Source organism: Pseudomonas mosselii, assembly GCF_003205295.1.
Lineage (GTDB): Bacteria > Pseudomonadota > Gammaproteobacteria > Pseudomonadales > Pseudomonadaceae > Aquipseudomonas > Aquipseudomonas mosselii_B.
Window position 1 is genome coordinate 1 of sequence record NZ_QJRP01000026.1, and the last position, 25,651, is coordinate 25,651.

26 protein-coding genes and 4 tRNA genes are annotated in these 25,651 nt (G+C 58.3%); all 30 read left to right on the forward strand.

What is annotated here, in order from left to right; genetic code table 11:
* Positions 1 to 346 precede the first annotated feature (346 nt).
* The 30 genes from birA (at position 347) to rpmC (ending at position 25,651) form a co-directional block, all read left to right on the forward strand.
* Positions 347 to 1,306 carry a bifunctional biotin--[acetyl-CoA-carboxylase] ligase/biotin operon repressor BirA gene (gene birA / locus DMX06_RS19985; RefSeq protein WP_110739039.1) on the forward strand — a complete coding sequence of 320 codons (960 nt, stop codon included), beginning with the start codon at positions 347 to 349 and terminating at the stop codon, positions 1,304 to 1,306.
* Positions 1,296 to 2,051: a pantothenate kinase gene (locus DMX06_RS19990; RefSeq protein WP_110739040.1), complete on the forward strand. Its 756-nt coding sequence runs from the start codon at positions 1,296 to 1,298 to the stop codon at positions 2,049 to 2,051. Before birA ends, DMX06_RS19990 begins: the two co-directional genes overlap by 11 nt.
* A gap of 2 nt (positions 2,052 to 2,053) precedes the next feature.
* Entirely contained in the window at positions 2,054 to 2,479 is a 426-nt protein-coding gene (locus DMX06_RS19995) for a hypothetical protein (RefSeq protein WP_110739041.1), read from the forward strand.
* 152 nt (positions 2,480 to 2,631) lie between these two features.
* Positions 2,632 to 2,715, forward strand: a tRNA-Tyr gene (locus tag DMX06_RS20000).
* A gap of 24 nt (positions 2,716 to 2,739) precedes the next feature.
* Positions 2,740 to 2,813: transfer RNA gene (locus DMX06_RS20005), tRNA-Gly, on the forward strand.
* A 28-nt stretch (positions 2,814 to 2,841) separates the two neighbouring features.
* Positions 2,842 to 2,917: transfer RNA gene (locus tag DMX06_RS20010), tRNA-Thr, on the forward strand.
* Positions 2,918 to 2,996: 79 nt separating this feature from the next.
* Positions 2,997 to 4,190 carry an elongation factor Tu gene (gene tuf / locus DMX06_RS20015; protein ID WP_003255489.1) on the forward strand — a complete coding sequence of 398 codons (1,194 nt, stop codon included), beginning with the start codon at positions 2,997 to 2,999 and terminating at the stop codon, positions 4,188 to 4,190.
* A 54-nt stretch (positions 4,191 to 4,244) separates the two neighbouring features.
* A tRNA-Trp gene (locus tag DMX06_RS20020) sits at positions 4,245 to 4,320 on the forward strand.
* A 43-nt stretch (positions 4,321 to 4,363) separates the two neighbouring features.
* On the forward strand, positions 4,364 to 4,732 hold the full coding sequence (secE, locus tag DMX06_RS20025) for a preprotein translocase subunit SecE (protein ID WP_110739042.1): 369 nt from the start codon (positions 4,364 to 4,366) through the stop codon (positions 4,730 to 4,732).
* A gap of 9 nt (positions 4,733 to 4,741) precedes the next feature.
* The gene (gene nusG / locus DMX06_RS20030; protein WP_011531880.1) at positions 4,742 to 5,275 is read left to right on the forward strand and encodes a transcription termination/antitermination protein NusG; all 534 of its coding nucleotides are present in this window, start codon (positions 4,742 to 4,744) and stop codon (positions 5,273 to 5,275) included.
* 119 nt (positions 5,276 to 5,394) lie between these two features.
* Positions 5,395 to 5,826, forward strand: a complete 432-nt coding sequence (gene rplK, locus DMX06_RS20035; protein ID WP_028692261.1) for a 50S ribosomal protein L11 — start codon at positions 5,395 to 5,397, stop codon at positions 5,824 to 5,826.
* Positions 5,826 to 6,521: a 50S ribosomal protein L1 gene (gene rplA / locus DMX06_RS20040; protein ID WP_028692260.1), complete on the forward strand. Its 696-nt coding sequence runs from the start codon at positions 5,826 to 5,828 to the stop codon at positions 6,519 to 6,521. The genes rplK and rplA overlap by 1 nt, the downstream gene beginning before the upstream one ends.
* A gap of 197 nt (positions 6,522 to 6,718) precedes the next feature.
* Positions 6,719 to 7,219: a 50S ribosomal protein L10 gene (gene rplJ / locus DMX06_RS20045; RefSeq protein ID WP_016715872.1), complete on the forward strand. Its 501-nt coding sequence runs from the start codon at positions 6,719 to 6,721 to the stop codon at positions 7,217 to 7,219.
* 78 nt (positions 7,220 to 7,297) lie between these two features.
* Positions 7,298 to 7,663: a 50S ribosomal protein L7/L12 gene (gene rplL, locus DMX06_RS20050; RefSeq protein WP_003255496.1), complete on the forward strand. Its 366-nt coding sequence runs from the start codon at positions 7,298 to 7,300 to the stop codon at positions 7,661 to 7,663.
* A gap of 219 nt (positions 7,664 to 7,882) precedes the next feature.
* Positions 7,883 to 11,956 (forward strand): DNA-directed RNA polymerase subunit beta, encoded by a 4,074-nt coding sequence (gene rpoB / locus DMX06_RS20055; RefSeq protein ID WP_050703555.1) that lies wholly within the window; start codon positions 7,883 to 7,885, stop codon positions 11,954 to 11,956.
* A gap of 64 nt (positions 11,957 to 12,020) precedes the next feature.
* Positions 12,021 to 16,220 carry a DNA-directed RNA polymerase subunit beta' gene (gene rpoC, locus DMX06_RS20060; RefSeq protein ID WP_110739043.1) on the forward strand — a complete coding sequence of 1,400 codons (4,200 nt, stop codon included), beginning with the start codon at positions 12,021 to 12,023 and terminating at the stop codon, positions 16,218 to 16,220.
* A 211-nt stretch (positions 16,221 to 16,431) separates the two neighbouring features.
* Positions 16,432 to 16,803, forward strand: coding sequence for a 30S ribosomal protein S12 (rpsL, locus tag DMX06_RS20065; protein WP_003255492.1), 372 nt, complete (start codon positions 16,432 to 16,434; stop codon positions 16,801 to 16,803).
* Positions 16,804 to 16,909: 106 nt separating this feature from the next.
* Positions 16,910 to 17,380, forward strand: coding sequence for a 30S ribosomal protein S7 (gene rpsG, locus DMX06_RS20070; RefSeq protein ID WP_003246741.1), 471 nt, complete (start codon positions 16,910 to 16,912; stop codon positions 17,378 to 17,380).
* 30 nt (positions 17,381 to 17,410) lie between these two features.
* On the forward strand, positions 17,411 to 19,558 hold the full coding sequence (gene fusA / locus DMX06_RS20075) for an elongation factor G (RefSeq protein WP_054893561.1): 2,148 nt from the start codon (positions 17,411 to 17,413) through the stop codon (positions 19,556 to 19,558).
* A 27-nt stretch (positions 19,559 to 19,585) separates the two neighbouring features.
* Complete coding sequence (gene tuf, locus DMX06_RS20080) at positions 19,586 to 20,779, forward strand: elongation factor Tu (protein ID WP_003255489.1); 1,194 nt, start codon at positions 19,586 to 19,588, stop codon at positions 20,777 to 20,779.
* Positions 20,780 to 20,920: 141 nt separating this feature from the next.
* Entirely contained in the window at positions 20,921 to 21,232 is a 312-nt protein-coding gene (gene rpsJ, locus DMX06_RS20085) for a 30S ribosomal protein S10 (protein ID WP_003186070.1), read from the forward strand.
* A gap of 80 nt (positions 21,233 to 21,312) precedes the next feature.
* Complete coding sequence (gene rplC / locus DMX06_RS20090; RefSeq protein ID WP_011531887.1) at positions 21,313 to 21,948, forward strand: 50S ribosomal protein L3; 636 nt, start codon at positions 21,313 to 21,315, stop codon at positions 21,946 to 21,948.
* A 12-nt stretch (positions 21,949 to 21,960) separates the two neighbouring features.
* Positions 21,961 to 22,563 carry a 50S ribosomal protein L4 gene (rplD, locus tag DMX06_RS20095; protein ID WP_003255485.1) on the forward strand — a complete coding sequence of 201 codons (603 nt, stop codon included), beginning with the start codon at positions 21,961 to 21,963 and terminating at the stop codon, positions 22,561 to 22,563.
* On the forward strand, positions 22,560 to 22,859 hold the full coding sequence (rplW, locus tag DMX06_RS20100) for a 50S ribosomal protein L23 (protein ID WP_003255484.1): 300 nt from the start codon (positions 22,560 to 22,562) through the stop codon (positions 22,857 to 22,859). The genes rplD and rplW overlap by 4 nt, the downstream gene beginning before the upstream one ends.
* 14 nt (positions 22,860 to 22,873) lie before the next feature.
* Positions 22,874 to 23,698: a 50S ribosomal protein L2 gene (gene rplB, locus DMX06_RS20105; protein ID WP_027915105.1), complete on the forward strand. Its 825-nt coding sequence runs from the start codon at positions 22,874 to 22,876 to the stop codon at positions 23,696 to 23,698.
* Positions 23,699 to 23,714: 16 nt separating this feature from the next.
* A complete protein-coding gene (gene rpsS / locus DMX06_RS20110; RefSeq protein ID WP_003255482.1) occupies positions 23,715 to 23,990 on the forward strand; it encodes a 30S ribosomal protein S19 in 276 nt (91 codons plus the stop codon).
* An 11-nt stretch (positions 23,991 to 24,001) separates the two neighbouring features.
* Positions 24,002 to 24,334, forward strand: a complete 333-nt coding sequence (gene rplV / locus DMX06_RS20115; protein WP_003103908.1) for a 50S ribosomal protein L22 — start codon at positions 24,002 to 24,004, stop codon at positions 24,332 to 24,334.
* 13 nt (positions 24,335 to 24,347) lie between these two features.
* On the forward strand, positions 24,348 to 25,034 hold the full coding sequence (gene rpsC / locus DMX06_RS20120) for a 30S ribosomal protein S3 (protein ID WP_011531889.1): 687 nt from the start codon (positions 24,348 to 24,350) through the stop codon (positions 25,032 to 25,034).
* A 12-nt stretch (positions 25,035 to 25,046) separates the two neighbouring features.
* Positions 25,047 to 25,460: a 50S ribosomal protein L16 gene (gene rplP / locus DMX06_RS20125; RefSeq protein WP_009397508.1), complete on the forward strand. Its 414-nt coding sequence runs from the start codon at positions 25,047 to 25,049 to the stop codon at positions 25,458 to 25,460.
* A complete protein-coding gene (gene rpmC / locus DMX06_RS20130; RefSeq protein WP_002555481.1) occupies positions 25,460 to 25,651 on the forward strand; it encodes a 50S ribosomal protein L29 in 192 nt (63 codons plus the stop codon). The genes rplP and rpmC overlap by 1 nt, the downstream gene beginning before the upstream one ends.

The following is a 25,651-nucleotide window of genomic DNA, read 5'->3' on the forward strand; positions in this document are numbered from 1 at the left end:
GCCGATGGTAGTGTGGGGTTTCCCCATGTGAGAGTAGGTCATCGTCAAGATTCATTTCGCAAAACCCCTATCTGCGCGAGCAGGTAGGGGTTTTGTCTTTTCCGCGTTTCAAAACCAACGCCACACCTCCCCCTGTGGGAGCGGCCTTGCGTCGCGAAAGGGCTGCGCAGCAGCCCCGACAGTCCTGAGACATACTCAAGACCCTGGGGCCGCTGCGCGCCCCTTTCGCGACACAAGGCCGCTCCTACAGGGTTCGCGTCGGCTGTGGGTCTGGCGGTAGCCCTTTTCCTATGCAAGCCCTCGGGGCGTGGCTATCATGCCAGCCTTATTCCAAGTCGAGACTGGCATGCTGAAGTTGTTGAATCTCCTCAAGGATGGCCGGTTCCATTCCGGTGAAGCCCTGGGGGCCGCCCTCGGGGTAAGCCGCAGCGCCGTCTGGAAGCAGCTGCAGCACCTTGAGAGCGAACTGAACCTGACCATTCACAAGGTCCGTGGCCGTGGCTATCAGCTGGCAGCGCCGCTGAACCTGCTTGAATCGCAGGCGATAGCCGGGTTTTCGGAGGGTGAGCCGTGGCCGGCCTTCATTCACGACACCATCGACTCCACCAATGCCGAGGGTCTGAGGCTCGCCGCCCAGGGGCAAGCCGCGCCGTTCCTGGTGCTGGCCGAGCGCCAGAGCGCCGGGCGCGGACGTCGTGGTCGACAATGGGTCAGTCCATTCGCCGAAAACCTCTATTACAGCCTGGTACTGCGCATCGATGGTGGCATGCGTCAGCTCGAGGGCTTGAGCCTGGTGGTTGGCCTGGCGGTCATGCGCACGCTGAAGACGTTCGGCCTGAAGGATGTCGGGCTGAAATGGCCCAATGATGTCCTGGCCAGCGGGCGCAAGATCACCGGCATCCTCCTGGAACTGGTCGGCGATCCGGCGGATGTCTGCCATGTGGTGCTGGGTATCGGTATCAACGTGAACATGCAGGGCGGGGAACAGATCGACCAACCCTGGACCTCCATGCGCGGCGAGACCGGACAGCTGGTGGACCGTAACCGCTTGGTGGCGGAGCTCAGCCAGCAGTTGCAGCACGAGCTGGCTCGTCATCGCCGCTATGGTTTCGCCGCGTTCCAGGAAGAATGGGAGCAGGCGCACCTGTGGCAGGGGCGGAGAGTCTCGCTGGTCGCCGGCACCACTCGCGTAGATGGGGTGGCGTTGGGCGTGGATGGACAAGGCGGCTTGCGTCTCGAGGTGGATGGTGTGGAAAAGAGCTTCAGCGGTGGCGAGCTCAGTCTGAGGTTGCGTGATGATTCTTGAGCTCGATTGCGGAAACAGTTTCATCAAGTGGCGCGTCATCCATGCGGACGACGCCACCATGAATGGTGGCGGTATCGTCGACTCCGACCAGGCGCTGGTTGCGGCCGTTGCGGCGCTTTCATCCCTGCGCCTGATCGGCTGTCGCATGGTCAGTGTGCGCAGTGAAGAAGAAACTTCGGCGCTGTGCGCGTTGATCCTGTCTTCGTTCGGGGTCGAAGTACGCGTGGCCCAGCCGGTGAAAGAAATGGCCGGCGTTCGCAATGGCTATGAGGACTACCAGCGCCTGGGCATGGATCGCTGGCTCGGCGCGCTGGGCGCCTATCACCTGGCGGGTCGCGCCTGCCTGGTCATCGACTTCGGTACTGCGGCCAAGGCCGACTATGTCGCGGCCGACGGTGAGCACCTCGGTGGGTATATCTGTCCGGGCATGCCGCTGATGCGTAGCCAGCTGCGCACCCACACCCGGCGAATCCGCTATGACGATGCCTCGGCCGAGCGTGCCCTGGGCAGCCTGGCACCGGGGCGCTCCACGGTCGAAGCGGTCGAGCGTGGTTGCGTGCTCATGCTCCAGGGGTTTGCCCGTACCCAGATCGAGCAGGCCAGGGGGCTTTGGGGTGAGGACTTCACGGTCTTCCTGACTGGGGGCGATGCGCCGCTGGTGCAGGACGCCGCACCGCAGGCGCGCATCGTGCCGGATCTGGTCTTTGTCGGCCTGGCCATGGCCTGCCCAATTGAGTCGAGGTGACTATGCGCTGGTTATTTCTGCTGTTGGTGGTGCTCAACGTCGTCTATTACGTATGGCATCAGCAGGAGGCTCCACTTAAGGTCAAGGAAGTCGCCCCGTTATCGTTGTACAAAGGTTCCCAGCAGGAAATACGCCTGCTGCGCGAGACCGGGGCCGCGGCACCGGCCAGGCGGCGCGACGAATGCCTGGTGGTGGGCGGGCTGGCCGCACGCGAGCAGCTCGATGCCCTGCGTCAGCGCCTGCTCAGCCTGGATATCGCCGCCCTGCCGGTGGTTGGGCAGCTGCCGGGAGCCGAGGGTTTCTGGCTCAAGGTAGCCCCTGAAAGCGAGCGTTTGTTGGACCCTGCGGTGCTCTCGACTCTTTCCAAGGATTTCAAAGACTTAAAACACAAAATTATTTTGTGCGAGGGTATTGCAACTGCTGAATAGCTTGATAGAATGGCGCCCGCTTCACAGGGAACACCACCGAGGTGGTAGAGCTGGAGGCGGTGTCAAAGCAGCTAAGTTTCAGATTTGATTGAAAAAATTTGAAAAAACGCTTGACACTAGGACGGCAGACAAATAGAATGCCGGCCACATCTGGAGGGATTCCCGAGCGGTCAAAGGGGACGGACTGTAAATCCGTTGCGAGAGCTTCGAAGGTTCGAATCCTTCTCCCTCCACCAGTTTTAGCGAGAGCCGCAAGCTCCGCGGGTATAGTTTAGTGGTAGAACCTCAGCCTTCCAAGCTGATGATGCGGGTTCGATTCCCGCTACCCGCTCCAAGTTTGCTGTTGTTGCACAAAGTGTTTCGCTCTTGTAGCTCAGTTGGTAGAGCACACCCTTGGTAAGGGTGAGGTCAGCGGTTCAAATCCGCTCAAGAGCTCCATATAAACAAGGCAGATATGAAAATATCTGCCTTTGTTTTATAGGCTGTATGACTATTTCTTCTGCGGAGGACTGTATCGATGGCTAAGGAAAAGTTTGATCGTTCGCTACCTCACGTTAACGTCGGCACTATCGGCCACGTTGACCACGGTAAGACCACTCTGACTGCAGCGCTGACTCGCGTTTGCTCCGAGGTTTTCGGTTCGGCAATCGTTGAGTTCGACAAGATCGACTCGGCTCCGGAAGAAAAAGCGCGCGGTATCACCATCAACACCGCTCACGTTGAGTACAACTCGACCATTCGTCACTACGCTCACGTTGACTGCCCAGGTCACGCTGACTACGTGAAGAACATGATCACCGGTGCTGCCCAGATGGACGGCGCGATCCTGGTTTGCTCGGCCGCCGATGGTCCGATGCCACAAACCCGTGAGCACATCCTGCTGTCCCGTCAGGTTGGCGTTCCGTACATCGTGGTCTTCCTGAACAAGGCTGACCTGGTAGACGACGCCGAGCTGCTGGAACTGGTCGAGATGGAAGTTCGCGACCTGCTGTCCACCTACGACTTCCCAGGCGACGACACTCCGATCATCATCGGTTCCGCTCGTATGGCCCTGGAAGGCAAAGACGACAACGAAATGGGCACTACCGCTGTCAAGAAGCTGGTAGAGACTCTGGACAGCTACATTCCTGAGCCAGTTCGTGCCATCGACCAGCCGTTCCTGATGCCGATCGAAGACGTATTCTCGATCTCGGGTCGTGGTACCGTTGTTACCGGTCGTATCGAGCGTGGTATCGTCCGTGTTCAGGATCCGCTGGAAATCGTTGGTCTGCGTGACACCACCACCACCACCTGCACCGGTGTTGAGATGTTCCGCAAGCTGCTGGACGAAGGTCGTGCTGGCGAGAACTGCGGCGTTCTGCTGCGTGGTACCAAGCGTGACGACGTTGAGCGTGGCCAGGTTCTGGTCAAGCCAGGTTCGGTCAAGCCGCACACCAAGTTCACCGCAGAAGTCTACGTCCTATCGAAGGAAGAAGGCGGCCGTCACACTCCGTTCTTCAAAGGCTACCGTCCTCAGTTCTACTTCCGTACCACTGACGTGACCGGTAACTGCGAACTGCCGGAAGGCGTTGAGATGGTAATGCCAGGTGACAACATCCAGATGACTGTCACCCTGATCAAGACCATCGCGATGGAAGACGGTCTGCGCTTCGCCATCCGTGAAGGCGGTCGTACCGTCGGCGCCGGCGTCGTAGCGAAAATTATTGAATAAGTAGTTGATTTACTTGATCAGGCCGGTATAATGGCCGGCCTGATATAGCGTTATAGGTCAGTAGCTCAATTGGCAGAGCGACGGTCTCCAAAACCGTAGGTTGGGGGTTCGATTCCCTCCTGACCTGCCATTCACCTCGGTGTGATGGCTTTCTTCTCACAGGATCCTCCTCGATGACTCCCAAAACTGAAGCCCAAGAATCGCGTTTTGATCTGTTCAAGTGGCTCGCTGTTGTCGCATTGGTAGTCGTTGGTGTCGTGGGTAATCAGTATTACTCCGCTTCTCCGATCCTGTATCGCGTACTTGTCCTGCTTGCCCTGGCTGCTGTCGCTGGCTTCGTTGCCCTGCAGACCGCCAAAGGCAAGTCGTTCTTTGTGCTGGCGAAGGAAGCTCGTACCGAGATCCGTAAAGTCGTGTGGCCGACCCGCCAAGAAACCACTCAGACCACGCTGATTGTCGTGGCTGTAGTTCTGGTCATGGCGCTGCTGCTGTGGGGTCTTGATTCCCTGCTCGGCTGGTTGGTCTCCTTGATCGTTGGCTAAGGGTGTCTCGTGGCTAAGCGTTGGTATGTTGTGCATGCTTACTCGGGTTACGAGAAGCATGTAATGCGCTCCCTGATCGAGCGCGTCAAGCTGGCTGGCATGGAAGACGAATTCGGCGAGATCCTGGTCCCGACCGAAGAAGTCGTCGAAATGCGCAACGGCCAGAAGCGCAAGAGCGAGCGTAAGTTCTTCCCTGGCTATGTACTGGTCCAGATGGAAATGAACGAAGGGACTTGGCACCTTGTCAAGGATACCCCTCGGGTCATGGGTTTCATTGGTGGTACCGCAGACAAGCCTGCGCCGATCACCGATAAAGAAGCTGAGGCTATCCTGCGTCGCGTTGCCGACGGCAGTGACAAGCCGAAGCCGAAGACGCTGTTCGAGCCGGGTGAAGTGGTTCGCGTCATTGACGGTCCGTTCGCCGACTTCAATGGCAGTGTCGAAGAAGTTAACTACGAAAAGAGCCGCCTGCAGGTTGCAGTGCTCATTTTCGGTCGCTCCACCCCGGTGGAGCTCGAGTTCAGCCAGGTCGAAAAGGTCTAGCGGAACGCAGCATCCCATACCCCGCAGCCCTATGTGCTGCGGGGTTTTGTCGTCACTGGGATAAAACGCAAGTCATACGGGGAGCCATCAGGCGTTCGTACCCGAATTTGGAGTAGCTCATGGCTAAGAAGATTCAGGCTTACATCAAGCTGCAAGTAAAGGCCGGCCAGGCCAACCCAAGCCCGCCCGTTGGTCCAGCACTGGGTCAACACGGTGTGAACATCATGGAATTCTGCAAGGCCTTCAACGCCCGTACCCAGGGTCAAGAGCCAGGTCTGCCGACTCCAGTGATCATCACTGTCTACAGTGACCGTAGCTTCACCTTCGAGACCAAGAGCACCCCTGCCTCGGTTCTGCTGAAGAAAGCTGCTGGCCTGACCAGCGGTTCGGCTCGTCCGAACACCGTCAAGGTCGGTACCGTTACCCGTGCTCAGCTGGAAGAGATCGCCAAGGCCAAGCAGGCCGATCTGACCGCCGCTGACATGGACGCTGCTGTACGCACCATCGCCGGCTCCGCCCGCAGCATGGGCCTGAACGTGGAGGGTGTGTAATGGCTAAGCTGACCAAGCGCCAAAAGGCTATCGCCGAGAAAATCGAAGCAGGCAAGGCCTACAACTTCGAAGAAGCCGCAACCCTGCTGGCTTCGCTGCCGGCCGCCAAGTTCGTCGAGTCGTACGACATCGCCGTCAACCTCGGTGTAGACCCACGTAAATCCGACCAGGTCGTTCGTAGCGCTACCGTGCTGCCACACGGCACTGGCAAGACCGTACGTGTTGCCGTCTTCACCCAGGGTCCAGCTGCTGAAGCCGCTCTGGCTGCCGGCGCTGACCGCGTAGGTATGGACGACCTGGCTGCCGAAATGAAAGGCGGCGACCTGAACTATGACGTCGTCATCGCATCGCCTGATGCCATGCGCGTTGTAGGTCAGCTGGGTCAGGTTCTGGGTCCTCGCGGCCTGATGCCTAACCCGAAAGTCGGTACCGTGACCCCAGACGTAGCCACTGCCGTGAAAAACGCCAAGGCTGGTCAGGTTCGCTACCGTACCGACAAGAACGGTATCATCCATACCTCCGTTGGCAAGATCGGCTTCGAAGCCGGCAAGCTGAAGGAAAACGTTGAAGCCCTGATCGCTGATCTGAAGCGTATCAAGCCGGCTTCCTCGAAAGGTATCTACGTCAAGCGCGTTACCCTGAGCACCACCATGGGCCCAGGTCTGATCATCGATCAGAGCTCGCTGAACGTGTAATGCTCGGTCGGTGCGACCTGGTCGCACCGACTATTAAATTGGGGTCCCTGCCTGGCGGGGGCTATCCAAGACCGTAGGCGGCGCAAGCCTTAAACCTCAAGCCTACGCAGATGGTGCTCCCGATTCGCTCGCGAATCAGACACCAAAACGACATCCGGCTCCGGCCAGATGAAACGGTAGAAACCAGGAGTAAACCCGTGGCAATTAAACTCGAAGACAAGAAGGCCATCGTCGCTGAAGTCAACGAGGCTGCCAAAGTCGCTCTGTCCGCTGTCGTGGCTGATGCCCGTGGTGTGACTGTAAGCGCAATGACCGGACTCCGTAAAGAGGCCCGCGAGGCTGGCGTTTACGTGCGTGTCGTACGTAACACCCTGCTCAAGCGCGCTGTTGAAGGCACCGAATTCTCGATCCTCAACGACGCGTTCAAAGGCCCGACCCTGATTGCTTTCTCCAACGAACACCCGGGCGCTGCTGCTCGTCTGTTCAAAGAGTTCGCCAAGGGTCAGGACAAGTTCGAGATCAAGGCAGCTGCGTTTGACGGCAATTTCATTGCAGCGAACCAGATCGACGTGTTGGCTACCCTGCCGACCCGCGACGAAGCTATTGCGAAACTGATGAGCGTGATCCAAGGCGCTACCAGCAAGCTGGCTCGTACTCTGGCAGCCATTCGCGACCAGAAAGAAGCTACCGCTGCCTAAGGCGCGCGAAACTCTTTCAAAATCATTCGTTTAATTTGATGGCTGCGTAAGCTGTCACCCCAATACAGGATTTAAGTCATGTCCCTGACTAACGAGCAAATCATCGAAGCAATCGGCCAGAAAACCGTTCTGGAAGTTGTTGAGCTGATCAAAGCCATGGAAGAAACCTTCGGCGTTACCGCTGCTGTTGCCGCTGCTGGCCCAGCTGCTGCTGCTGCCGTTGTTGAAGAGCAGACCGAGTTCAACGTTGTTCTGGTTGAAGCCGGCGACAAGAAAGTGAACGTGATCAAAGCCGTTCGCGAGCTGACCGGTCTGGGCCTGAAAGAAGCCAAAGAGAAAGTCGATGGCGCTCCTCAGGTTGTAGCTGAAGGCGTTTCGAAAGAAGCCGCTGAAGACGCTAAGAAGAAGCTGGAAGAAGCAGGCGCCAAAGTCGAGCTGAAGTAATTTCGACTTTGCGACTCCAGTCCGAGCGTTAAGCGAAGGGCTGATGGCTGGTGGCTTATGCCACCGGCCTTTTTCCGTTATTGGTGGCCGATCAGGTCGGCCCCGATAACGAGCTGCAAGACACCCAAGAGGGTGGCGCAAACCAAGAGGTTTGCACGATTTTCGGCTGCTCCCGCCGGGAGATGCCAAACAAGCAGGTGACCAAGCTGGGGAATGCTGATGGCTTACTCATACACTGAGAAAAAACGTATCCGCAAGGACTTTAGCAAGTTGCCGGACGTCATGGATGTGCCTTACCTCCTGGCCATCCAGCTGGATTCGTATCGCGAATTCCTGCAGGCGGGAGCATCCAAGGATCAGTTCCGCGACGTCGGCCTGCATGCGGCCTTCAAATCGGTATTCCCGATCATCAGCTACTCCGGCAATGCTGCCCTGGAGTACGTCGGCTATCGCCTGGGCGAGCCGGCGTTCGATGTGAAGGAATGTGTCCTGCGCGGTGTGACCTTCGCGGTCCCGCTGCGGGTGAAGGTGCGCCTGATCATCTTCGACAAGGAATCGTCGAACAAAGCGATCAAGGACATCAAAGAGCAAGAAGTCTACATGGGTGAAATCCCCCTGATGACTGAGAACGGTACCTTCGTAATCAACGGTACCGAGCGTGTGATCGTATCTCAGCTGCACCGCTCGCCGGGTGTGTTCTTCGACCACGACCGTGGCAAGACCCACAGCTCGGGCAAGCTGCTGTACTCCGCGCGCATCATCCCTTACCGCGGTTCCTGGCTGGACTTCGAGTTCGACCCGAAGGACTGCGTGTTCGTGCGTATCGACCGTCGCCGCAAACTGCCGGCCTCGGTACTGTTGCGCGCGCTGGGCTACAGCACCGAAGAAGTACTCAACACCTTCTACACCACCAACGTGTTCCACCTGTCCGGCGAAAAACTGAGCCTGGAACTGGTGCCTCAGCGTCTGCGTGGTGAAGTTGCGGTCATGGACATCCATGACGGCAGCGGCAAGGTCATCGTCGAGCAAGGCCGCCGTATCACCGCGCGCCACATCAACCAGCTGGAAAAGGCTGGCGTGAAAGAGCTGGACGTACCGCTGGAATACGTGCTGGGTCGCACCACCGCCAAGGCGATCGTGCACCCTGCCACCGGCGAGATCATCGCCGAGTGCAACACCGAGCTGACCACCGACCTGTTGGTGAAGATCGCCAAGGCCCAGGTTGTCCGCGTCGAGACCCTTTACACCAACGACATCGACTGCGGTCCGTTCATCTCGGATACCCTGAAGATCGACACCACCAGCAACCAACTGGAAGCGCTGGTCGAGATCTACCGCATGATGCGTCCAGGCGAGCCGCCAACCAAGGATGCCGCCGAGACCCTGTTCAACAACCTGTTCTTCAGCGCCGAGCGTTACGACCTGTCGGCCGTCGGTCGCATGAAGTTCAACCGTCGTATCGGTCGCACCGAGATCGAAGGTTCGGGCGTGCTGAGCAAGGAAGACATCGTCGAGGTCCTCAAGACCCTGGTCGATATCCGTAACGGCAAGGGCATCGTCGACGACATCGACCACCTCGGTAACCGTCGCGTCCGTTGCGTCGGCGAGATGGCCGAGAACCAGTTCCGCGTTGGCCTGGTGCGCGTAGAGCGCGCGGTCAAAGAGCGCCTGTCGATGGCCGAAAGCGAAGGCCTGATGCCGCAGGACCTGATCAACGCCAAGCCGGTAGCGGCGGCGGTGAAGGAGTTCTTCGGTTCGAGCCAGCTCTCGCAGTTCATGGACCAGAACAACCCGCTCTCCGAGATCACCCACAAGCGCCGCGTCTCCGCACTCGGCCCTGGTGGTCTGACTCGTGAGCGTGCTGGCTTCGAAGTCCGTGACGTACACCCGACCCACTACGGCCGCGTGTGCCCGATCGAGACCCCTGAAGGTCCGAACATCGGTCTGATCAACTCCCTGGCGGCCTATGCCCGCACCAACCAGTACGGCTTCCTGGAAAGCCCGTACCGCGTGGTGAAGGAAGGCGTTGTCAGCGACGACATCGTGTTCCTGTCGGCGATCGAAGAAGCCGATCACGTCATCGCCCAGGCTTCGGCCGCGATGAACGAGAAGAAGCAGCTGATCGATGAGCTGGTAGCCGTTCGTCACCTGAACGAATTCACCGTCAAGGCGCCGGAAGACGTCACCCTGATGGACGTTTCGCCGAAGCAGGTAGTATCGGTCGCAGCGTCGCTGATTCCGTTCCTCGAGCACGACGACGCCAACCGTGCGTTGATGGGTTCGAACATGCAGCGTCAGGCTGTGCCGACCCTGCGTGCCGACAAGCCGCTGGTAGGTACCGGCATGGAGCGCAACGTCGCCCGTGACTCCGGTGTCTGCGTGGTTGCTCGCCGCGGTGGTGTGATCGACTCGGTCGACGCCAGCCGTATCGTTGTTCGCGTGAACGATGATGAGGTCGAGACCGGTGAAGCAGGTGTGGATATCTACAACCTGACCAAGTACACCCGCTCCAACCAGAACACCTGCATCAACCAGCGTCCGCTGGTCAGCAAGGGTGACAAGGTTCAGCGTAGCGACATCATGGCCGATGGTCCGTCCACCGACATGGGTGAGCTGGCACTGGGTCAGAACATGCGCATCGCGTTCATGGCGTGGAACGGCTTCAACTTCGAAGACTCCATCTGCCTGTCCGAGCGCGTGGTCCAGGAAGACCGCTTCACCACGATCCACATCCAGGAACTGACCTGTGTGGCTCGTGACACCAAGCTTGGCCCAGAGGAAATCACCGCGGACATCCCGAACGTGGGTGAGGCCGCGCTGAACAAGCTGGACGAAGCCGGTATCGTCTACGTGGGTGCCGAAGTCGGCGCTGGCGACATCCTGGTCGGCAAGGTCACTCCGAAAGGCGAGACCCAGCTGACGCCGGAAGAAAAACTGCTCCGTGCGATCTTCGGCGAGAAGGCCAGCGACGTCAAAGACACCTCCCTGCGCGTGCCGACCGGCACCAAGGGTACCGTCATCGATGTCCAGGTCTTCACCCGAGACGGTGTCGAGCGCGACAGCCGCGCCCTGGCCATCGAGAAGATGCAGCTGGACGAGATCCGCAAGGACCTCAACGAAGAGTTCCGCATCGTCGAAGGCGCGACCTTCGAGCGTCTGCGTTCCGCCCTGAACGGCCAGGTGGTCGACGGTGGCGCGGGCCTGAAGAAAGGCACCGTGATCACCGATGACGTGCTGAACGGTCTGGAGCACGGCCAGTGGTTCAAACTGCGCATGGCCGAAGATGCACTGAACGAGCAGCTGGAAAAGGCTCAGCAGTACATCGTCGATCGCCGTCGCCTGCTGGACGACAAGTTCGAAGACAAGAAGCGCAAGCTGCAGCAAGGCGATGACCTGGCTCCGGGCGTACTGAAGATCGTCAAGGTCTACCTGGCAATCCGTCGTCGCATCCAGCCGGGCGACAAGATGGCCGGCCGTCACGGTAACAAAGGTGTGGTCTCGGTGATCATGCCGGTCGAAGACATGCCGCATGATGCCAACGGTACTCCGGTCGACGTCGTTCTGAACCCGTTGGGCGTACCTTCGCGTATGAACGTCGGCCAGATCCTCGAAACCCACCTGGGCCTCGCGGCCAAGGGCCTGGGCGAGAAGATCGACCGCATGATCGAAGAGCAGCGTAAGGCCGCTGAACTGCGCACCTTCCTCACCGAGATCTACAACGAGATCGGTGGTCGTCAGGAGAACCTGGAAGAGTTCACCGACGAAGAGATCCTCGCCCTGGCGAACAACCTGAAGAAAGGCGTGCCGATGGCAACTCCGGTCTTCGACGGTGCCAAGGAGCGTGAGATCAAGGCCATGCTGAAACTGGCAGACCTGCCGGAAAGCGGCCAGATGGTGCTGTTCGATGGCCGTACCGGCAACAAGTTCGAGCGTCCTGTGACCGTAGGTTACATGTACATGCTCAAGCTGAACCACTTGGTGGACGACAAGATGCACGCGCGTTCCACTGGTTCCTACAGCCTGGTTACCCAGCAGCCGCTGGGTGGTAAGGCGCAGTTCGGTGGTCAGCGTTTCGGGGAGATGGAAGTGTGGGCGCTGGAGGCATACGGCGCGGCATACACCCTGCAAGAAATGCTCACAGTGAAGTCGGACGACGTGAACGGCCGTACCAAGATGTACAAGAACATCGTGGATGGCGATCACCGTATGGAGCCGGGCATGCCCGAGTCCTTCAACGTGTTGATCAAAGAGATCCGTTCGCTCGGTATCGATATCGATCTGGAAACCGAATAACACGTGACGCGAAGGGGAGTGTGGCAGGTAATGCCCGCTCCCTGCTCCGCCAGGAGGAAAGGCCTTGAAAGACCTACTGAATTTGCTGAAAAACCAGGGTCAAGTCGAAGAGTTCGACGCCATCCGCATCGGTCTGGCGTCGCCTGAAATGATCCGTTCGTGGTCGTTCGGTGAAGTTAAGAAGCCGGAAACCATCAACTACCGTACGTTCAAGCCTGAGCGTGACGGCCTGTTCTGCGCCAAGATTTTTGGCCCAGTCAAGGACTACGAGTGCCTGTGCGGTAAGTACAAGCGCCTGAAGCACCGTGGCGTGATCTGCGAGAAGTGCGGCGTTGAAGTCGCCCTGGCCAAGGTTCGTCGTGAGCGCATGGCGCACATCGAACTGGCTTCGCCGGTTGCCCACATCTGGTTCCTGAAGTCGCTGCCGTCCCGTATCGGCCTGCTGATGGACATGACCCTGCGTGATATCGAGCGCGTGCTCTACTTCGAGAGCTATGTCGTTATCGACCCGGGCATGACCACCCTCGAGAAGGGCCAGCTGCTCAACGACGAGCAGTACTTCGAAGCGCTGGAAGAGTTCGGTGACGACTTCGACGCCCGCATGGGGGCCGAGGCTGTCCGCGAGCTGCTGCACGCTATCGACCTGGAGCACGAGATCGGCCGCCTGCGTGAAGAGATTCCGCAGACCAACTCGGAAACCAAGATCAAGAAGCTGTCCAAGCGCCTGAAGCTGATGGAAGCTTTCCAGGGCTCGGGCAACCTGCCTGAGTGGATGGTCCTGACCGTCCTGCCAGTACTGCCGCCGGACCTGCGTCCACTGGTACCGCTGGATGGCGGCCGCTTCGCGACCTCCGACCTGAACGACCTGTATCGTCGGGTGATCAACCGTAACAACCGTCTGAAGCGCCTGCTCGATCTGTCGGCGCCGGACATCATCGTGCGTAACGAAAAGCGCATGCTGCAGGAAGCGGTCGACGCCCTGCTGGACAACGGCCGTCGCGGTCGCGCCATCACCGGCTCGAACAAGCGTCCGCTGAAGTCCCTGGCCGACATGATCAAAGGTAAGCAAGGTCGCTTCCGTCAGAACCTGCTCGGTAAGCGCGTGGACTACTCCGGTCGTTCGGTAATTACCGTAGGCCCGACCCTGCGTCTGCACCAGTGCGGTCTGCCTAAGAAAATGGCCCTCGAGCTGTTCAAACCGTTCATTTTCGGCAAGCTGGAAATGCGTGGTCTGGCGACCACCATCAAGGCCGCCAAGAAAATGGTCGAGCGCGAGCTGCCAGAGGTGTGGGACGTTCTCGCCGAAGTGATTCGCGAACACCCCGTACTGCTCAACCGTGCACCGACCCTGCACCGTCTGGGTATCCAGGCCTTTGAGCCGGTTCTGATCGAAGGTAAGGCTATTCAGCTGCACCCGCTGGTCTGCGCCGCGTACAACGCCGACTTCGACGGTGACCAGATGGCCGTTCACGTGCCGCTGACCCTGGAAGCCCAGCTCGAAGCGCGCGCGCTGATGATGTCGACCAACAACATCCTGTCGCCAGCCAACGGTGAGCCAATCATCGTTCCGTCGCAGGACGTTGTACTGGGTCTGTACTACATGACCCGTGAGGCCATCAACGCCAAGGGCGAAGGTCGCGTGTTCGCCGACCTGCAGGAAGTCGACCGCGTATTCCGCGCCGGCGAAGCCGCCCTGCACGCGAAAATCAAGGTCCGTATCAACGAGACCGTGAAAGATCGTGATGGCAGCATCACCAAGAACACCCGTATCGTCGACACCACCGTCGGCCGTGCGCTGCTGTTCCAGGTTGTGCCTGCCGGCCTGCCGTTCGACGTGGTCAACCAGTCGATGAAGAAGAAGGCGATCTCCAAGCTGATCAACCAGTGCTATCGCGTGGTTGGTCTGAAAGAGACCGTGATCTTCGCCGACCAGCTGATGTACACCGGTTTTGCCTACTCGACCATCTCCGGCGTCTCGATCGGCGTCAACGACTTCGTGATCCCGGACGAGAAAGCCCGCATCATCGGTACCGCTACCGACGAAGTGAAGGAAATCGAGAGCCAGTACGCCTCCGGTCTGGTTACCCAGGGCGAGAAGTACAACAAGGTCATCGACTTGTGGTCCAAGGCGAACGACGAAGTGTCCAAGGCGATGATGGCCAACCTCTCGAAAGAGAAGGTCGTCGACCGCGAGGGCAAGGAAGTCGAGCAAGAGTCCTTCAACTCGATGTACATGATGGCTGACTCGGGTGCGCGGGGTTCTGCTGCGCAGATCCGTCAGCTGGCCGGTATGCGTGGTCTGATGGCCAAGCCGGACGGCTCGATCATCGAGACGCCGATCACCGCGAACTTCCGTGAAGGTCTGAGCGTACTGCAGTACTTCATCTCGACTCACGGTGCTCGTAAGGGTCTGGCGGATACCGCACTGAAGACCGCGAACTCCGGTTACCTGACTCGTCGTCTGGTAGACGTGGCGCAGGATCTGGTGGTTACCGAGATCGACTGCGGCACCGACCAGGGCCTGCTGATGACCCCGCACATCGAAGGCGGCGACGTTGTAGAGCCGCTGGGTGAGCGTGTACTGGGTCGTGTCATCGCCCGTGACGTGTTCAAGCCAGGCACCGAGGACGTCATCGTTCCGGCCGGTACCCTGGTGGACGAGCAGTGGGTCGAGTTCATCGAGCTGAACAGCATCGACGAAGTGATCGTGCGTTCGCCGATCAACTGCGAAACCCGCTACGGCATCTGCGCCAAGTGCTACGGTCGCGACCTGGCTCGCGGTCACCAGGTGAACATCGGTGAAGCTGTCGGCGTTATCGCTGCACAGTCGATCGGTGAGCCGGGTACCCAGCTGACCATGCGTACGTTCCACATCGGTGGTGCTGCAAGCCGTACCTCGGCTGCCGACAGCGTCCAGGTGAAGAACGGCGGTATGGTGCGTCTGCACAACCTGAAGCAGGTCGAGCGTGCCGACGGCAACCTGGTTGCAGTTTCCCGTTCGGGTGAGCTGGCCATTGCCGACGAATTCGGCCGTGAGCGCGAGCGTTACAAGCTGCCGTACGGTGCGGTGATTTCGGTCAAGGAAGGTGAGAAGGTCGAAGCTGGCGCCATTGTCGCCAAGTGGGACCCGCACACCCACCCGATCGTTACCGAACTGAAAGGTACCGTGACCTTCGTGGGCATGGAAGAAAACATCACCATCAAGCGCCAGACCGACGAACTGACCGGCCTGACCAACATTGAAGTGATGGACGTCAAGGATCGCCCTGCCGCTGGCAAGGAAATCCGTCCGGCGATCAAGATGGTCGACGCCAACGGCAAGGACCTGTACCTGCCAGGCACCGACGTGCCTGCCCAGTACTTCCTGCCGGCCAACGCCCTCGTCGGTGTGGCTGACGGTGCCCAGATCGGCGTCGGTGACGTTATCGCGCGTATCCCGCAAGAAACGTCGAAGACCCGTGACATCACCGGTGGTCTGCCACGCGTTGCCGACCTGTTCGAAGCGCGTCGTCCGAAAGAAGCCTCGATCCTGGCTGAAGTCAGCGGCACCATCGCGTTCGGTAAAGAGACCAAGGGCAAGCGTCGTCTGGTCATCACTCCGACCGACGGTAGCGATCCGTACGAAGAGCTGATTCCGAAGTGGCGCCATCTGAACGTCTTCGAAGGCGAACAGGTAAACCGCGGCGAAGTTATCTCCGACGGCCCGAGCGATCCGCACGACATCCTGCGTCTGCTGGGTGTGAGCGCGCTGGCGAAGTACATCGTCAACGAGATCCAGGACGTTTACCGTCTGCAAGGCGTTAAGATCAACGACAAGCACATCGAGACCATCCTGCGTCAGATGCTGCGCAAGGTCGAGATCTCCGAGTCGGGCGATTCCAGCTTCATCAAGGGCGACCAGATGGAACTGACCCAGGTACTGGTAGAGAACGAGCGTCTCGCCGGCGAGGACAAGTTCATCTCCAAGTTCACCCGCGTACTGCTGGGTATCACCAAGGCCTCGCTGTCCACCGAATCGTTCATCTCGGCGGCTTCCTTCCAGGAAACCACTCGCGTACTGACCGAAGCGGCGGTAACCGGCAAGCGCGATTACCTGCGCGGCCTGAAAGAGAACGTGGTCGTGGGTCGTCTGATCCCGGCCGGTACTGGTCTGGCCTACCACAGCGAGCGCAAGCGTCGCCGTGATGCCGACAAACCGCTGCGCGTAAGTGCCAGTGAGGTGGAAGCCGCACTGACCGAAGCGCTGAATTCCAGCGGTAACTAAGTACAGGGCAGGGCCCCGGCTGGCCTCGAGCGATCATCGGTGACATGAATTGTTGCCGATGATCGGACGAGGAGGGCCGGGGCCTCGTCTTGACTGGGTGCAAGATCCTCTTTAGACTTTTGTACCCTTAAATTTGGTGAGGCTCCGTCTCGCCAATTTTTGGCTTTCTTGCAAGACAATAGAGTCGCAAGACAATCAGTGGAGCTAGTAGATGGCAACTATCAACCAGCTGGTACGTCAGCCGCGTAAGCGTTCGGTCGAGAAGTCCGACGTTCCTGCGCTGCAGAACTGCCCGCAGCGTCGTGGCGTGTGCACCCGTGTGTACACCACCACGCCGAAAAAACCTAACTCGGCACTGCGTAAAGTATGCCGTGTGCGTCTGACCAACGGTTTCGAGGTTTCCTCGTACATCGGCGGTGAAGGCCACAACCTGCAAGAGCACAGCGTCGTCCTGATCCGTGGCGGCCGTGTAAAAGACTTGCCAGGTGTTCGTTACCACACCGTTCGCGGCTCTCTGGATACTTCGGGCGTCAAAGGCCGTAACCAGGGTCGTTCGAAGTACGGTACCAAGCGTCCGAAGTAATCGGCCGTTTGCAGACATCCATTTTTTTGAGTCGATAAGAGTAAGGTCGGGCAGGGGTCGAAGACCCACGTCCCGGGCTAACCTGAAGACCGTTTGAGGGCTTATCATGCCAAGACGTCGTGTAGCAGCAAAACGTGAGATCCTTGACGATCCGAAGTACGGATCCCAGATCCTCGCCAAGTTCATGAACCACGTGATGGAAAGCGGCAAGAAGGCCGTAGCCGAGCGCATCGTTTACGGTGCCCTGGATACCGTCAAAGCACGCAAGAACAGCGACCCCCTGGAAATCTTCGAGAAAGCTCTCGACGCCATCGCTCCGCTGGTCGAAGTAAAGTCCCGCCGTGTCGGCGGTGCCACTTACCAGGTCCCGGTTGAAGTTCGTCCATCCCGTCGTAACGCTCTGGCAATGCGCTGGCTCGTAGACTACGCCCGCAAGCGCGGCGAGAAGTCGATGGCTCTGCGTCTGGCTGGCGAGCTGCTGGATGCTGCTGAAGGCAAAGGTGCTGCAGTCAAGAAGCGTGAAGACGTTCACCGTATGGCTGAAGCCAACAAAGCGTTCTCGCACTACCGCTTCTAATTCAAGCATCAATCATTTTGCGAGGGCTTTATGGCTCGTACTACAGCAATTAACCGCTACCGTAACATTGGTATTTGCGCGCACGTTGACGCGGGCAAGACCACCACTACCGAGCGGATCCTGTTCTACACAGGTCTGAGCCACAAGATGGGCGAGGTGCATGACGGCGCCGCGACCACCGACTGGATGGTGCAGGAGCAGGAGCGCGGTATCACCATTACCTCCGCTGCCGTTACCACCTTCTGGAAAGGTTCCCGTGGTCAGTACGACAACTATCGCGTAAACGTCATCGATACCCCCGGCCACGTTGACTTCACCATTGAAGTAGAGCGTTCGCTGCGTGTACTCGACGGCGCGGTCGTTGTGTTCTGCGGTACCTCCGGCGTTGAGCCGCAGTCCGAAACCGTATGGCGTCAAGCCAACAAGTACGGCGTTCCACGTGTTGTCTACGTGAACAAGATGGACCGTGCTGGTGCCAACTTCTTGCGCGTTGTCGGCCAGATCAAGAACCGCCTGGGTCACACCCCGGTCCCGGTTCAGCTGGCTATCGGTGCAGAAGACGACTTCCAGGGTCAGGTTGACCTGATCAAGATGAAAGCCATCTACTGGAACGACGACGACAAAGGTACTACCTATCGTGAGGAAGAGATTCCTGCCGAGCTGGTGGACCTGGCCAACGAATGGCGCAGCAACATGGTCGAGGCTGCTGCCGAGGCCAACGAAGAGCTGATGAACAAGTACCTTGAAGAAGGTGACCTGTCCGTCGAAGACATCAAGGCTGGTCTGCGCGCCCGTACCCTGGCGAGCGAGATCGTTCCTGCTGTCTGCGGTTCCTCGTTCAAGAACAAGGGCGTTCCCCTGGTTCTCGACGCTGTCATCGACTTCCTGCCTGCTCCGACCGAAATCCCGGCGATCAAGGGTATCCACCCTGACCTGATCGACGTGCCGAAGGATGAAGTCACTCCAGAGCAGTACGATGAGCGTCCTGCTGACGACAACGAGCCGTTCTCGGCCCTGGCGTTCAAGATTGCCACTGACCCGTTCGTGGGTACTCTGACCTTCGTTCGCGTCTACTCGGGCTTCCTGACCTCCGGTGACTCCGTCATCAACTCGGTCAAGGGCAAGAAAGAGCGCGTTGGTCGTATGGTGCAGATGCACGCCAACCAGCGTGAAGAGATCAAAGAAGTACGCGCTGGCGACATCGCTGCTCTGATCGGCATGAAGGACGTCACCACCGGTGACACCCTGTGCAACGCCGACAAGCCGATCATCCTCGAGCGTATGGACTTCCCTGAGCCGGTAATTTCGCTCTCCGTAGAGCCGAAAACCAAGGCTGACCAGGAGAAGATGGGTATCGCACTGGGCAAGCTGGCCCAGGAAGACCCGTCGTTCCGCGTCAAGACCGATGAAGAAACCGGTCAGACCATCATCTCCGGTATGGGTGAGCTGCACCTGGACATTCTCGTTGACCGCATGAAGCGCGAATTCAACGTCGAGTGCAACGTCGGCAAGCCGCAGGTTTCGTACCGCGAGAAGATCACCAAGTCCAACGTCGAGATCGAAGGCAAGTTCGTTCGTCAGTCGGGTGGTCGTGGTCAGTTCGGTCACTGCTGGATCCGTTTCTCGGAGCCGGACGTTGACGAGAAGGGCAACATCACCGAAGGTCTGGTGTTCACCAACGAGGTCGTTGGTGGTGTGATTCCTAAGGAATTCATCGCCCCGATCCAGAAGGGTATCGAAGAGCAGATGAAAAACGGCGTTGTTGCCGGCTATCCGCTGCTCGGCCTGAAGGCTACGGTATTCGATGGTTCGTACCACGACGTCGACTCCAACGAAATGGCGTTCAAGATCGCCGCTTCGATGGCGACCAAGCAACTGGCCCAGAAGGGCGGTGGCGTGGTGCTTGAGCCGATCATGAAGGTCGAAGTTGTAACCCCGGAAGACTACCTGGGTGACGTGATGGGTGACCTGAGCCGTCGTCGCGGGATGATCCAGGGTAATGAAGACTCGGTGTCCGGCAAGGTAATCACTGCTGAGGTACCGCTCGGAGAGATGTTCGGTTACGCAACCGACGTTCGTTCCATGTCTCAGGGTCGCGCAAGCTACTCCATGGAATTCTCCAAATACGCCGAAGCTCCGTCGAACATCGTCGAAGCACTCGTTAAAAAACAAGGCTAATCCCCTTTAGGCAAGAGGTTCACTGTCGTGGCTAAAGAAAAATTTGATCGTTCCCTTCCCCACGTTAACGTCGGCACCATCGGCCACGTTGACCACGGTAAGACCACTCTGACCGCAGCTCTGACTCGCGTTTGCTCCGAAGTTTTCGGCTCGGCAATCGTTGAGTTCGACAAGATCGACTCGGCTCCGGAAGAAAAAGCGCGCGGTATCACCATCAACACCGCTCACGTTGAGTACAACTCGACCATTCGTCACTACGCTCACGTTGACTGCCCAGGTCACGCTGACTACGTGAAGAACATGATCACCGGTGCTGCCCAGATGGACGGCGCGATCCTGGTTTGCTCGGCCGCCGATGGTCCGATGCCACAAACCCGTGAGCACATCCTGCTGTCCCGTCAGGTTGGCGTTCCGTACATCGTGGTCTTCCTGAACAAGGCTGACCTGGTAGACGACGCCGAGCTGCTGGAACTGGTCGAGATGGAAGTTCGCGACCTGCTGTCCACCTACGACTTCCCAGGCGACGACACTCCGATCATCATCGGTTCCGCTCGTATGGCCCTGGAAGGCAAAGACGACAACGAAATGGGCACTACCGCTGTCAAGAAGCTGGTAGAGACTCTGGACAGCTACATTCCTGAGCCAGTTCGTGCCATCGACCAGCCGTTCCTGATGCCGATCGAAGACGTATTCTCGATCTCGGGTCGTGGTACCGTTGTTACCGGTCGTATCGAGCGTGGTATCGTCCGTGTTCAGGATCCGCTGGAAATCGTTGGTCTGCGTGACACCACCACCACCACCTGCACCGGTGTTGAGATGTTCCGCAAGCTGCTGGACGAAGGTCGTGCTGGCGAGAACTGCGGCGTTCTGCTGCGTGGTACCAAGCGTGACGACGTTGAGCGTGGCCAGGTTCTGGTCAAGCCAGGTTCGGTCAAGCCGCACACCAAGTTCACCGCAGAAGTCTACGTCCTATCGAAGGAAGAAGGCGGCCGTCACACTCCGTTCTTCAAAGGCTACCGTCCTCAGTTCTACTTCCGTACCACTGACGTGACCGGTAACTGCGAACTGCCGGAAGGCGTTGAGATGGTAATGCCAGGTGACAACATTCAGATGACTGTCACCCTGATCAAGACCATCGCAATGGAAGACGGTCTGCGCTTCGCCATCCGTGAAGGCGGTCGTACCGTCGGCGCCGGCGTCGTGGCCAAAATCATCGAGTAATCACTCGACCGATTGAAAAAACCCCCGCTCAGCGGGGGTTTTTTTTATTGGGTTGACACTAAATTGGGGCGTCTATAGAATCACGCCTCCTTTTAGCGGGCGTAGTGCGTCCGTTGGGAACAGCCTGGAGTCTGAAATCCAATGCAAAATCAGCAAATCCGTATCAGGTTGAAGGCTTTCGACCATCGCCTGATCGACCAATCCACCCAGGAAATCGTGGAAACCGCGAAACGTACTGGTGCACAAGTGCGTGGTCCAATTCCACTGCCTACCCGCAAAGAGCGTTTCACCGTTCTGGTCTCCCCGCACGTCAACAAAGACGCGCGTGATCAGTACGAGATTCGCACTCATAAGCGTGTTCTGGACATCGTCCAGCCAACGGATAAAACCGTTGACGCGCTGATGAAGCTTGATCTGGCGGCCGGCGTGGAAGTACAGATCAGCCTCGGCTAAGACTTCGGTCTGGTCGTGTAACGCTCTGAAATGGGCGGCCATAGCGGGTGAAAGCCCCGTACACTCATGAGGTTTACAACATGACTATTGGTGTAGTCGGTCGAAAAGCGGGTATGACCCGTATTTTCACCGAAGAAGGTGTCTCCATTCCGGTCACGGTCATTGAGATCGAGCCGAATCGCGTCACCCAGTTCAAAACCGAAGAAACTGATGGCTACCGTGCAGTGCAGGTCACTGTCGGCGAGCGTCGTGCTTCGCGTGTGACCGCCGCTCAGGCTGGCCACTTTGCCAAGGCCAACGTTGCCGCTGGTCGCGGTGTCTGGGAGTTCCGTCTTGAAGAAGGCGATTTCCAGGCTGGCGATCTGATCAAAGCTGAACTCTTCACTGCAGGCCAGCTGGTAGACGTAACCGGTCAGTCCAAAGGTAAAGGCTTCGCCGGTACCATCAAGCGCTGGAACTTCCGTGGTCAGGACAACACCCACGGTAACTCCGTATCGCACCGTGTCCCTGGCTCCATCGGCCAGTGCCAGACTCCTGGTCGTGTATTCAAGGGCAAGAAAATGTCCGGTCACATGGGCGCCGAGCGCGTGACTGTTCAGTCCCTGGAAGTAGTACGCGTAGACGCTGAACGCAACCTGCTGCTGATCAAGGGTGCCGTCCCAGGCGCTACTGGCGGCGACGTGGTCGTGCGTCCGGCTGTCAAGGCTCGCGGGTAAGGGGAAACTGACATGCAACTTAATGTAAATGACGCTCAGGCGATCGAAGTTTCCGAACTGACCTTCGGTGGCGAATTCAACGAGACGCTGGTACACCAAGCAGTCGTGGCCTACATGGCCGGCGGCCGCCAGGGCACCAAGCAGCAGAAGACCCGTTCTGACGTGGCCGGTGGCGGTAAGCGCCCATGGCGTCAGAAAGGTACTGGCCGTGCTCGTGCCGGTACTACCCGTGGTCCGATCTGGCGTGGCGGTGGTGTAACCTTCGCAGCTCGTCCTCAAGATCACTCGCAGAAGCTCAACAAGAAGATGTACCGCGCAGCCCTGCGCTCCATCCTCGCTGAGCTGGTGCGTAGCGACCGTCTGGTCGTGGTTCAGGACTTCGCTGTTGAAGCACCGAAAACCAAGGATCTGCTGAACAAGCTGAACGGCATGGGTCTGAGCGATGTTCTGATCGTTTCCGACGCTGTTGATCAGAACCTGTACCTGGCTGCTCGCAACCTGCCGCACGTCGATGTACGTGACGTTCAAGGTTCCGACCCGGTCAGTCTGATCGCATACGAGAAAGTGTTGATCACTGTCTCGGCCGTGAAGAAATTCGAGGAGCTGCTGGGATGAACCAGGAACGCGTATTCAAAGTCCTCCTTGGCCCGCACGTTTCCGAGAAGGCTACCGTTCTGGCTGAGAAAAAAGGCCAGTTCGTATTCAAGGTTGCTACCGATGCAACCAAGCTGGAAATCAAGAAAGCTGTCGAAGGCCTGTTCAACGTAAAAGTTGAAAACGTGTCGACTGTCAACGTTCTGGGTAAAACCAAGCGTACCGCACGTGGTCTGGGCAAGCGTAATGACTGGAAGAAGGCGATCGTCTCCCTTCAGCCAGGCCAAGATCTCGATTTCAGCAGCAGTGCTGAGTAAGGAAGGGGTGCATCATGGCAATCGTTAAATGCAAACCGACTTCCCCTGGCCGCCGTTTCGTGGTCAAGGTGGTCAACAAGGAGCTGCACAAAGGCGCTCCTCACGCACCGCTGCTCGAGAAGAAATCGAAGTCTGGTGGTCGTAACAACAATGGCCGCATCACCACTCGTCACGTTGGTGGTGGCCATAAGCAGCATTACCGTCTGGTCGACTTCCGTCGCAACGATAAAGATGGCATCCCAGCCACTGTCGAGCGTATCGAATACGACCCGAACCGTACTGCTCACATCGCCCTGCTGTGCTACGCAGACGGCGAGCGTCGCTACATCATCGCCCCTAAAGGCGTGAGCGCTGGCGACCAGCTGATCGCAGGTGCCCTGGCCCCAATCAAGGCCGGTAACTCCCTGCAACTGCGCAACATCCCAGTAGGTAGCACCATTCACGGCATCGAACTGAAGCCGGGTAAGGGTGCTCAGATCGCTCGTTCCGCTGGTGCTTCGGCTCAGCTGATCGCTCGCGAAGGTGTCTACGTGACCCTGCGTCTGCGCTCTGGTGAAATGCGTAAAGTCCTGGCTGAGTGCCGTGCGACCCTGGGCGAAGTCTCGAACTCCGAGCACAGCCTGCGTTCGCTGGGTAAAGCTGGTGCCAAACGCTGGCGCGGCGTTCGCCCAACCGTTCGTGGTGTTGCCATGAACCCGGTTGACCACCCGCATGGTGGTGGTGAAGGTCGTACCTCCGGTGGTCGTCATCCGGTATCGCCATGGGGCTTCCCAACCAAGGGTGCTAAAACCCGTGGTAATAAGCGTACCGACAACATGATCGTCCGTCGTCGCAAGTAACTAGAGGGATACGACAGTGCCACGTTCTCTGAAAAAAGGTCCTTTTATCGATCTTCACCTGTTGAAGAAGGTCGAAGTGGCGGTGGAGAAGAACGATCGCAAGCCAGTTAAAACCTGGTCGCGCCGTTCGATGATCCTGCCACAAATGGTCGGTCTGACCATCGCGGTACACAACGGTCGCCAACACGTCCCAGTTCTCGTGAACGAAGACATGGTCGGCCACAAACTGGGCGAGTTCGCCGGTACCCGCACCTACCGCGGGCACGTGGCTGACAAGAAAGCCAAGCGTTAAGGGGTAAGGAAATGGAAGTAGCCGCTAAGTTGTCGGGCGCTCGCATCTCCGCCCAGAAAGCCCGCTTGGTCGCCGACCAGATCCGCGGGAAGAAGGTGGGCGAAGCGCTCAACCTGTTGGCCTTCAGCAGCAAAAAAGCCGCTGAAATCATGAAGAAAGTCCTCGAGTCGGCCGTTGCCAACGCCGAACACAACGAAGGCGCAGACGTTGATGACCTGAAGGTCTCCACCGTCTTCGTCAACGAAGGGCGTTCGCTGAAGCGCATCATGCCACGTGCCAAAGGCCGTGCTGATCGCATCGTCAAGCGGTCTTGCCATATCACTGTCAAGGTTGCGGACAAGTAACGGAGTCGATCAGATGGGTCAGAAAGTACATCCCACTGGCATTCGCCTGGGAATCGTCAAGGAGCACACCTCCGTCTGGTACGCAGACGGCGCGACTTACGCAGATTACCTGCTGAAGGATCTGCAAACTCGCGAGTACCTCCAGGACAAACTAAAAAGCGCGTCCGTAAGCCGTATCGATATTCATCGTCCGGCTCAAACTGCACGCATCACCATCCACACCGCTCGTCCCGGTATCGTTATCGGCAAGAAAGGTGAAGATGTTGAGAAGCTGCGTCAGGACCTGACCAAGCAGATGGGTGTGCCTGTGCACATCAACATCGAAGAGATCCGCAAGCCGGAACTCGACGCCATGCTGGTTGCTCAGAGCGTTGCCCAGCAGCTGGAGCGCCGCGTTATGTTCCGTCGCGCCATGAAGCGCGCCGTACAGAACGCCATGCGTATTGGTGCCAAGGGCATCAAGATCCAGGTGAGCGGTCGTCTCGGCGGTGCCGAGATCGCACGTACCGAGTGGTATCGCGAAGGTCGTGTGCCTCTGCACACCCTGCGTGCCGATATCGACTACAACACCTACGAAGCTCACACCACCTACGGTGTGATCGGTGTGAAGGTTTGGATCTTCAAAGGCGAAGTAATTGGTGGTCGCCAGGAAGAGCTGAAGCCTCAAGCACCAGCGCCTCGTAAAAAAGCTGCTAAGTAAGGGGTACGCCAAATGTTGCAACCAAAGCGTACAAAATTCCGCAAGCAGATGACCGGCCACAACCGTGGTCTGGCACTGCGCGGTAGCAAGGTCAGCTTCGGCGAGTTCGCTCTGAAAGCTGTCGCCCGCGGTCGTCTCACCGCTCGCCAGATCGAGTCGGCACGTCGTGCCCTGACCCGTCACGTAAAACGTGGCGGCAAGATCTGGATCCGTGTCTTCCCGGACAAGCCGGTTACCAAGAAGCCTCTCGAGGTTCGTATGGGTAAAGGTAAAGGTTCCGTGGAATACTGGGTTGCCCAGATTCAGCCAGGCAAAGTCCTGTACGAGATCGAGGGTGTTTCTGAAGAGCTGGCGCGCGAAGCTTTCGCCCTGGCCGCTGCAAAGCTGCCTCTCGCCACCTCCTTTGTTAAGCGGACGGTGATGTGATGAAAGCGAATGAACTTCGTGAAAAATCCGCACAGCAACTGAATGAGCAACTGCTCGGCTTGCTGCGCGACCAGTTCAATCTGCGCATGCAGAAAGCAACTGGCCAGTTGGGGCAGTCGCACCTGCTCTCGCAAGTTAAGCGTGACATCGCTCGCGTGAAAACTGTGCTCAACCAGCAGGCAGGTAAGTGA

Coding starts and splice junctions, on each gene's coding strand:
- birA (WP_110739039.1), top strand. CDS start 347: ATGCTGAAGTTGTTGAATCTCCTCAAGGATGGCCGGTTCCATTCCGGT.
- DMX06_RS19990 (WP_110739040.1), top strand. CDS start 1,296: ATGATTCTTGAGCTCGATTGCGGAAACAGTTTCATCAAGTGGCGCGTC.
- DMX06_RS19995 (WP_110739041.1), top strand. CDS start 2,054: ATGCGCTGGTTATTTCTGCTGTTGGTGGTGCTCAACGTCGTCTATTAC.
- tuf (WP_003255489.1), top strand. CDS start 2,997: ATGGCTAAGGAAAAGTTTGATCGTTCGCTACCTCACGTTAACGTCGGC.
- secE (WP_110739042.1), top strand. CDS start 4,364: ATGACTCCCAAAACTGAAGCCCAAGAATCGCGTTTTGATCTGTTCAAG.
- rplK (WP_028692261.1), top strand. CDS start 5,395: ATGGCTAAGAAGATTCAGGCTTACATCAAGCTGCAAGTAAAGGCCGGC.
- rplA (WP_028692260.1), top strand. CDS start 5,826: ATGGCTAAGCTGACCAAGCGCCAAAAGGCTATCGCCGAGAAAATCGAA.
- rplL (WP_003255496.1), top strand. CDS start 7,298: ATGTCCCTGACTAACGAGCAAATCATCGAAGCAATCGGCCAGAAAACC.
- rpoB (WP_050703555.1), top strand. CDS start 7,883: ATGGCTTACTCATACACTGAGAAAAAACGTATCCGCAAGGACTTTAGC.
- rpsL (WP_003255492.1), top strand. CDS start 16,432: ATGGCAACTATCAACCAGCTGGTACGTCAGCCGCGTAAGCGTTCGGTC.
- rpsG (WP_003246741.1), top strand. CDS start 16,910: ATGCCAAGACGTCGTGTAGCAGCAAAACGTGAGATCCTTGACGATCCG.
- fusA (WP_054893561.1), top strand. CDS start 17,411: ATGGCTCGTACTACAGCAATTAACCGCTACCGTAACATTGGTATTTGC.
- rpsJ (WP_003186070.1), top strand. CDS start 20,921: ATGCAAAATCAGCAAATCCGTATCAGGTTGAAGGCTTTCGACCATCGC.
- rplC (WP_011531887.1), top strand. CDS start 21,313: ATGACTATTGGTGTAGTCGGTCGAAAAGCGGGTATGACCCGTATTTTC.
- rplD (WP_003255485.1), top strand. CDS start 21,961: ATGCAACTTAATGTAAATGACGCTCAGGCGATCGAAGTTTCCGAACTG.
- rplW (WP_003255484.1), top strand. CDS start 22,560: ATGAACCAGGAACGCGTATTCAAAGTCCTCCTTGGCCCGCACGTTTCC.
- rplB (WP_027915105.1), top strand. CDS start 22,874: ATGGCAATCGTTAAATGCAAACCGACTTCCCCTGGCCGCCGTTTCGTG.
- rplV (WP_003103908.1), top strand. CDS start 24,002: ATGGAAGTAGCCGCTAAGTTGTCGGGCGCTCGCATCTCCGCCCAGAAA.
- rpsC (WP_011531889.1), top strand. CDS start 24,348: ATGGGTCAGAAAGTACATCCCACTGGCATTCGCCTGGGAATCGTCAAG.
- rplP (WP_009397508.1), top strand. CDS start 25,047: ATGTTGCAACCAAAGCGTACAAAATTCCGCAAGCAGATGACCGGCCAC.
- rpmC (WP_002555481.1), top strand. CDS start 25,460: ATGAAAGCGAATGAACTTCGTGAAAAATCCGCACAGCAACTGAATGAG.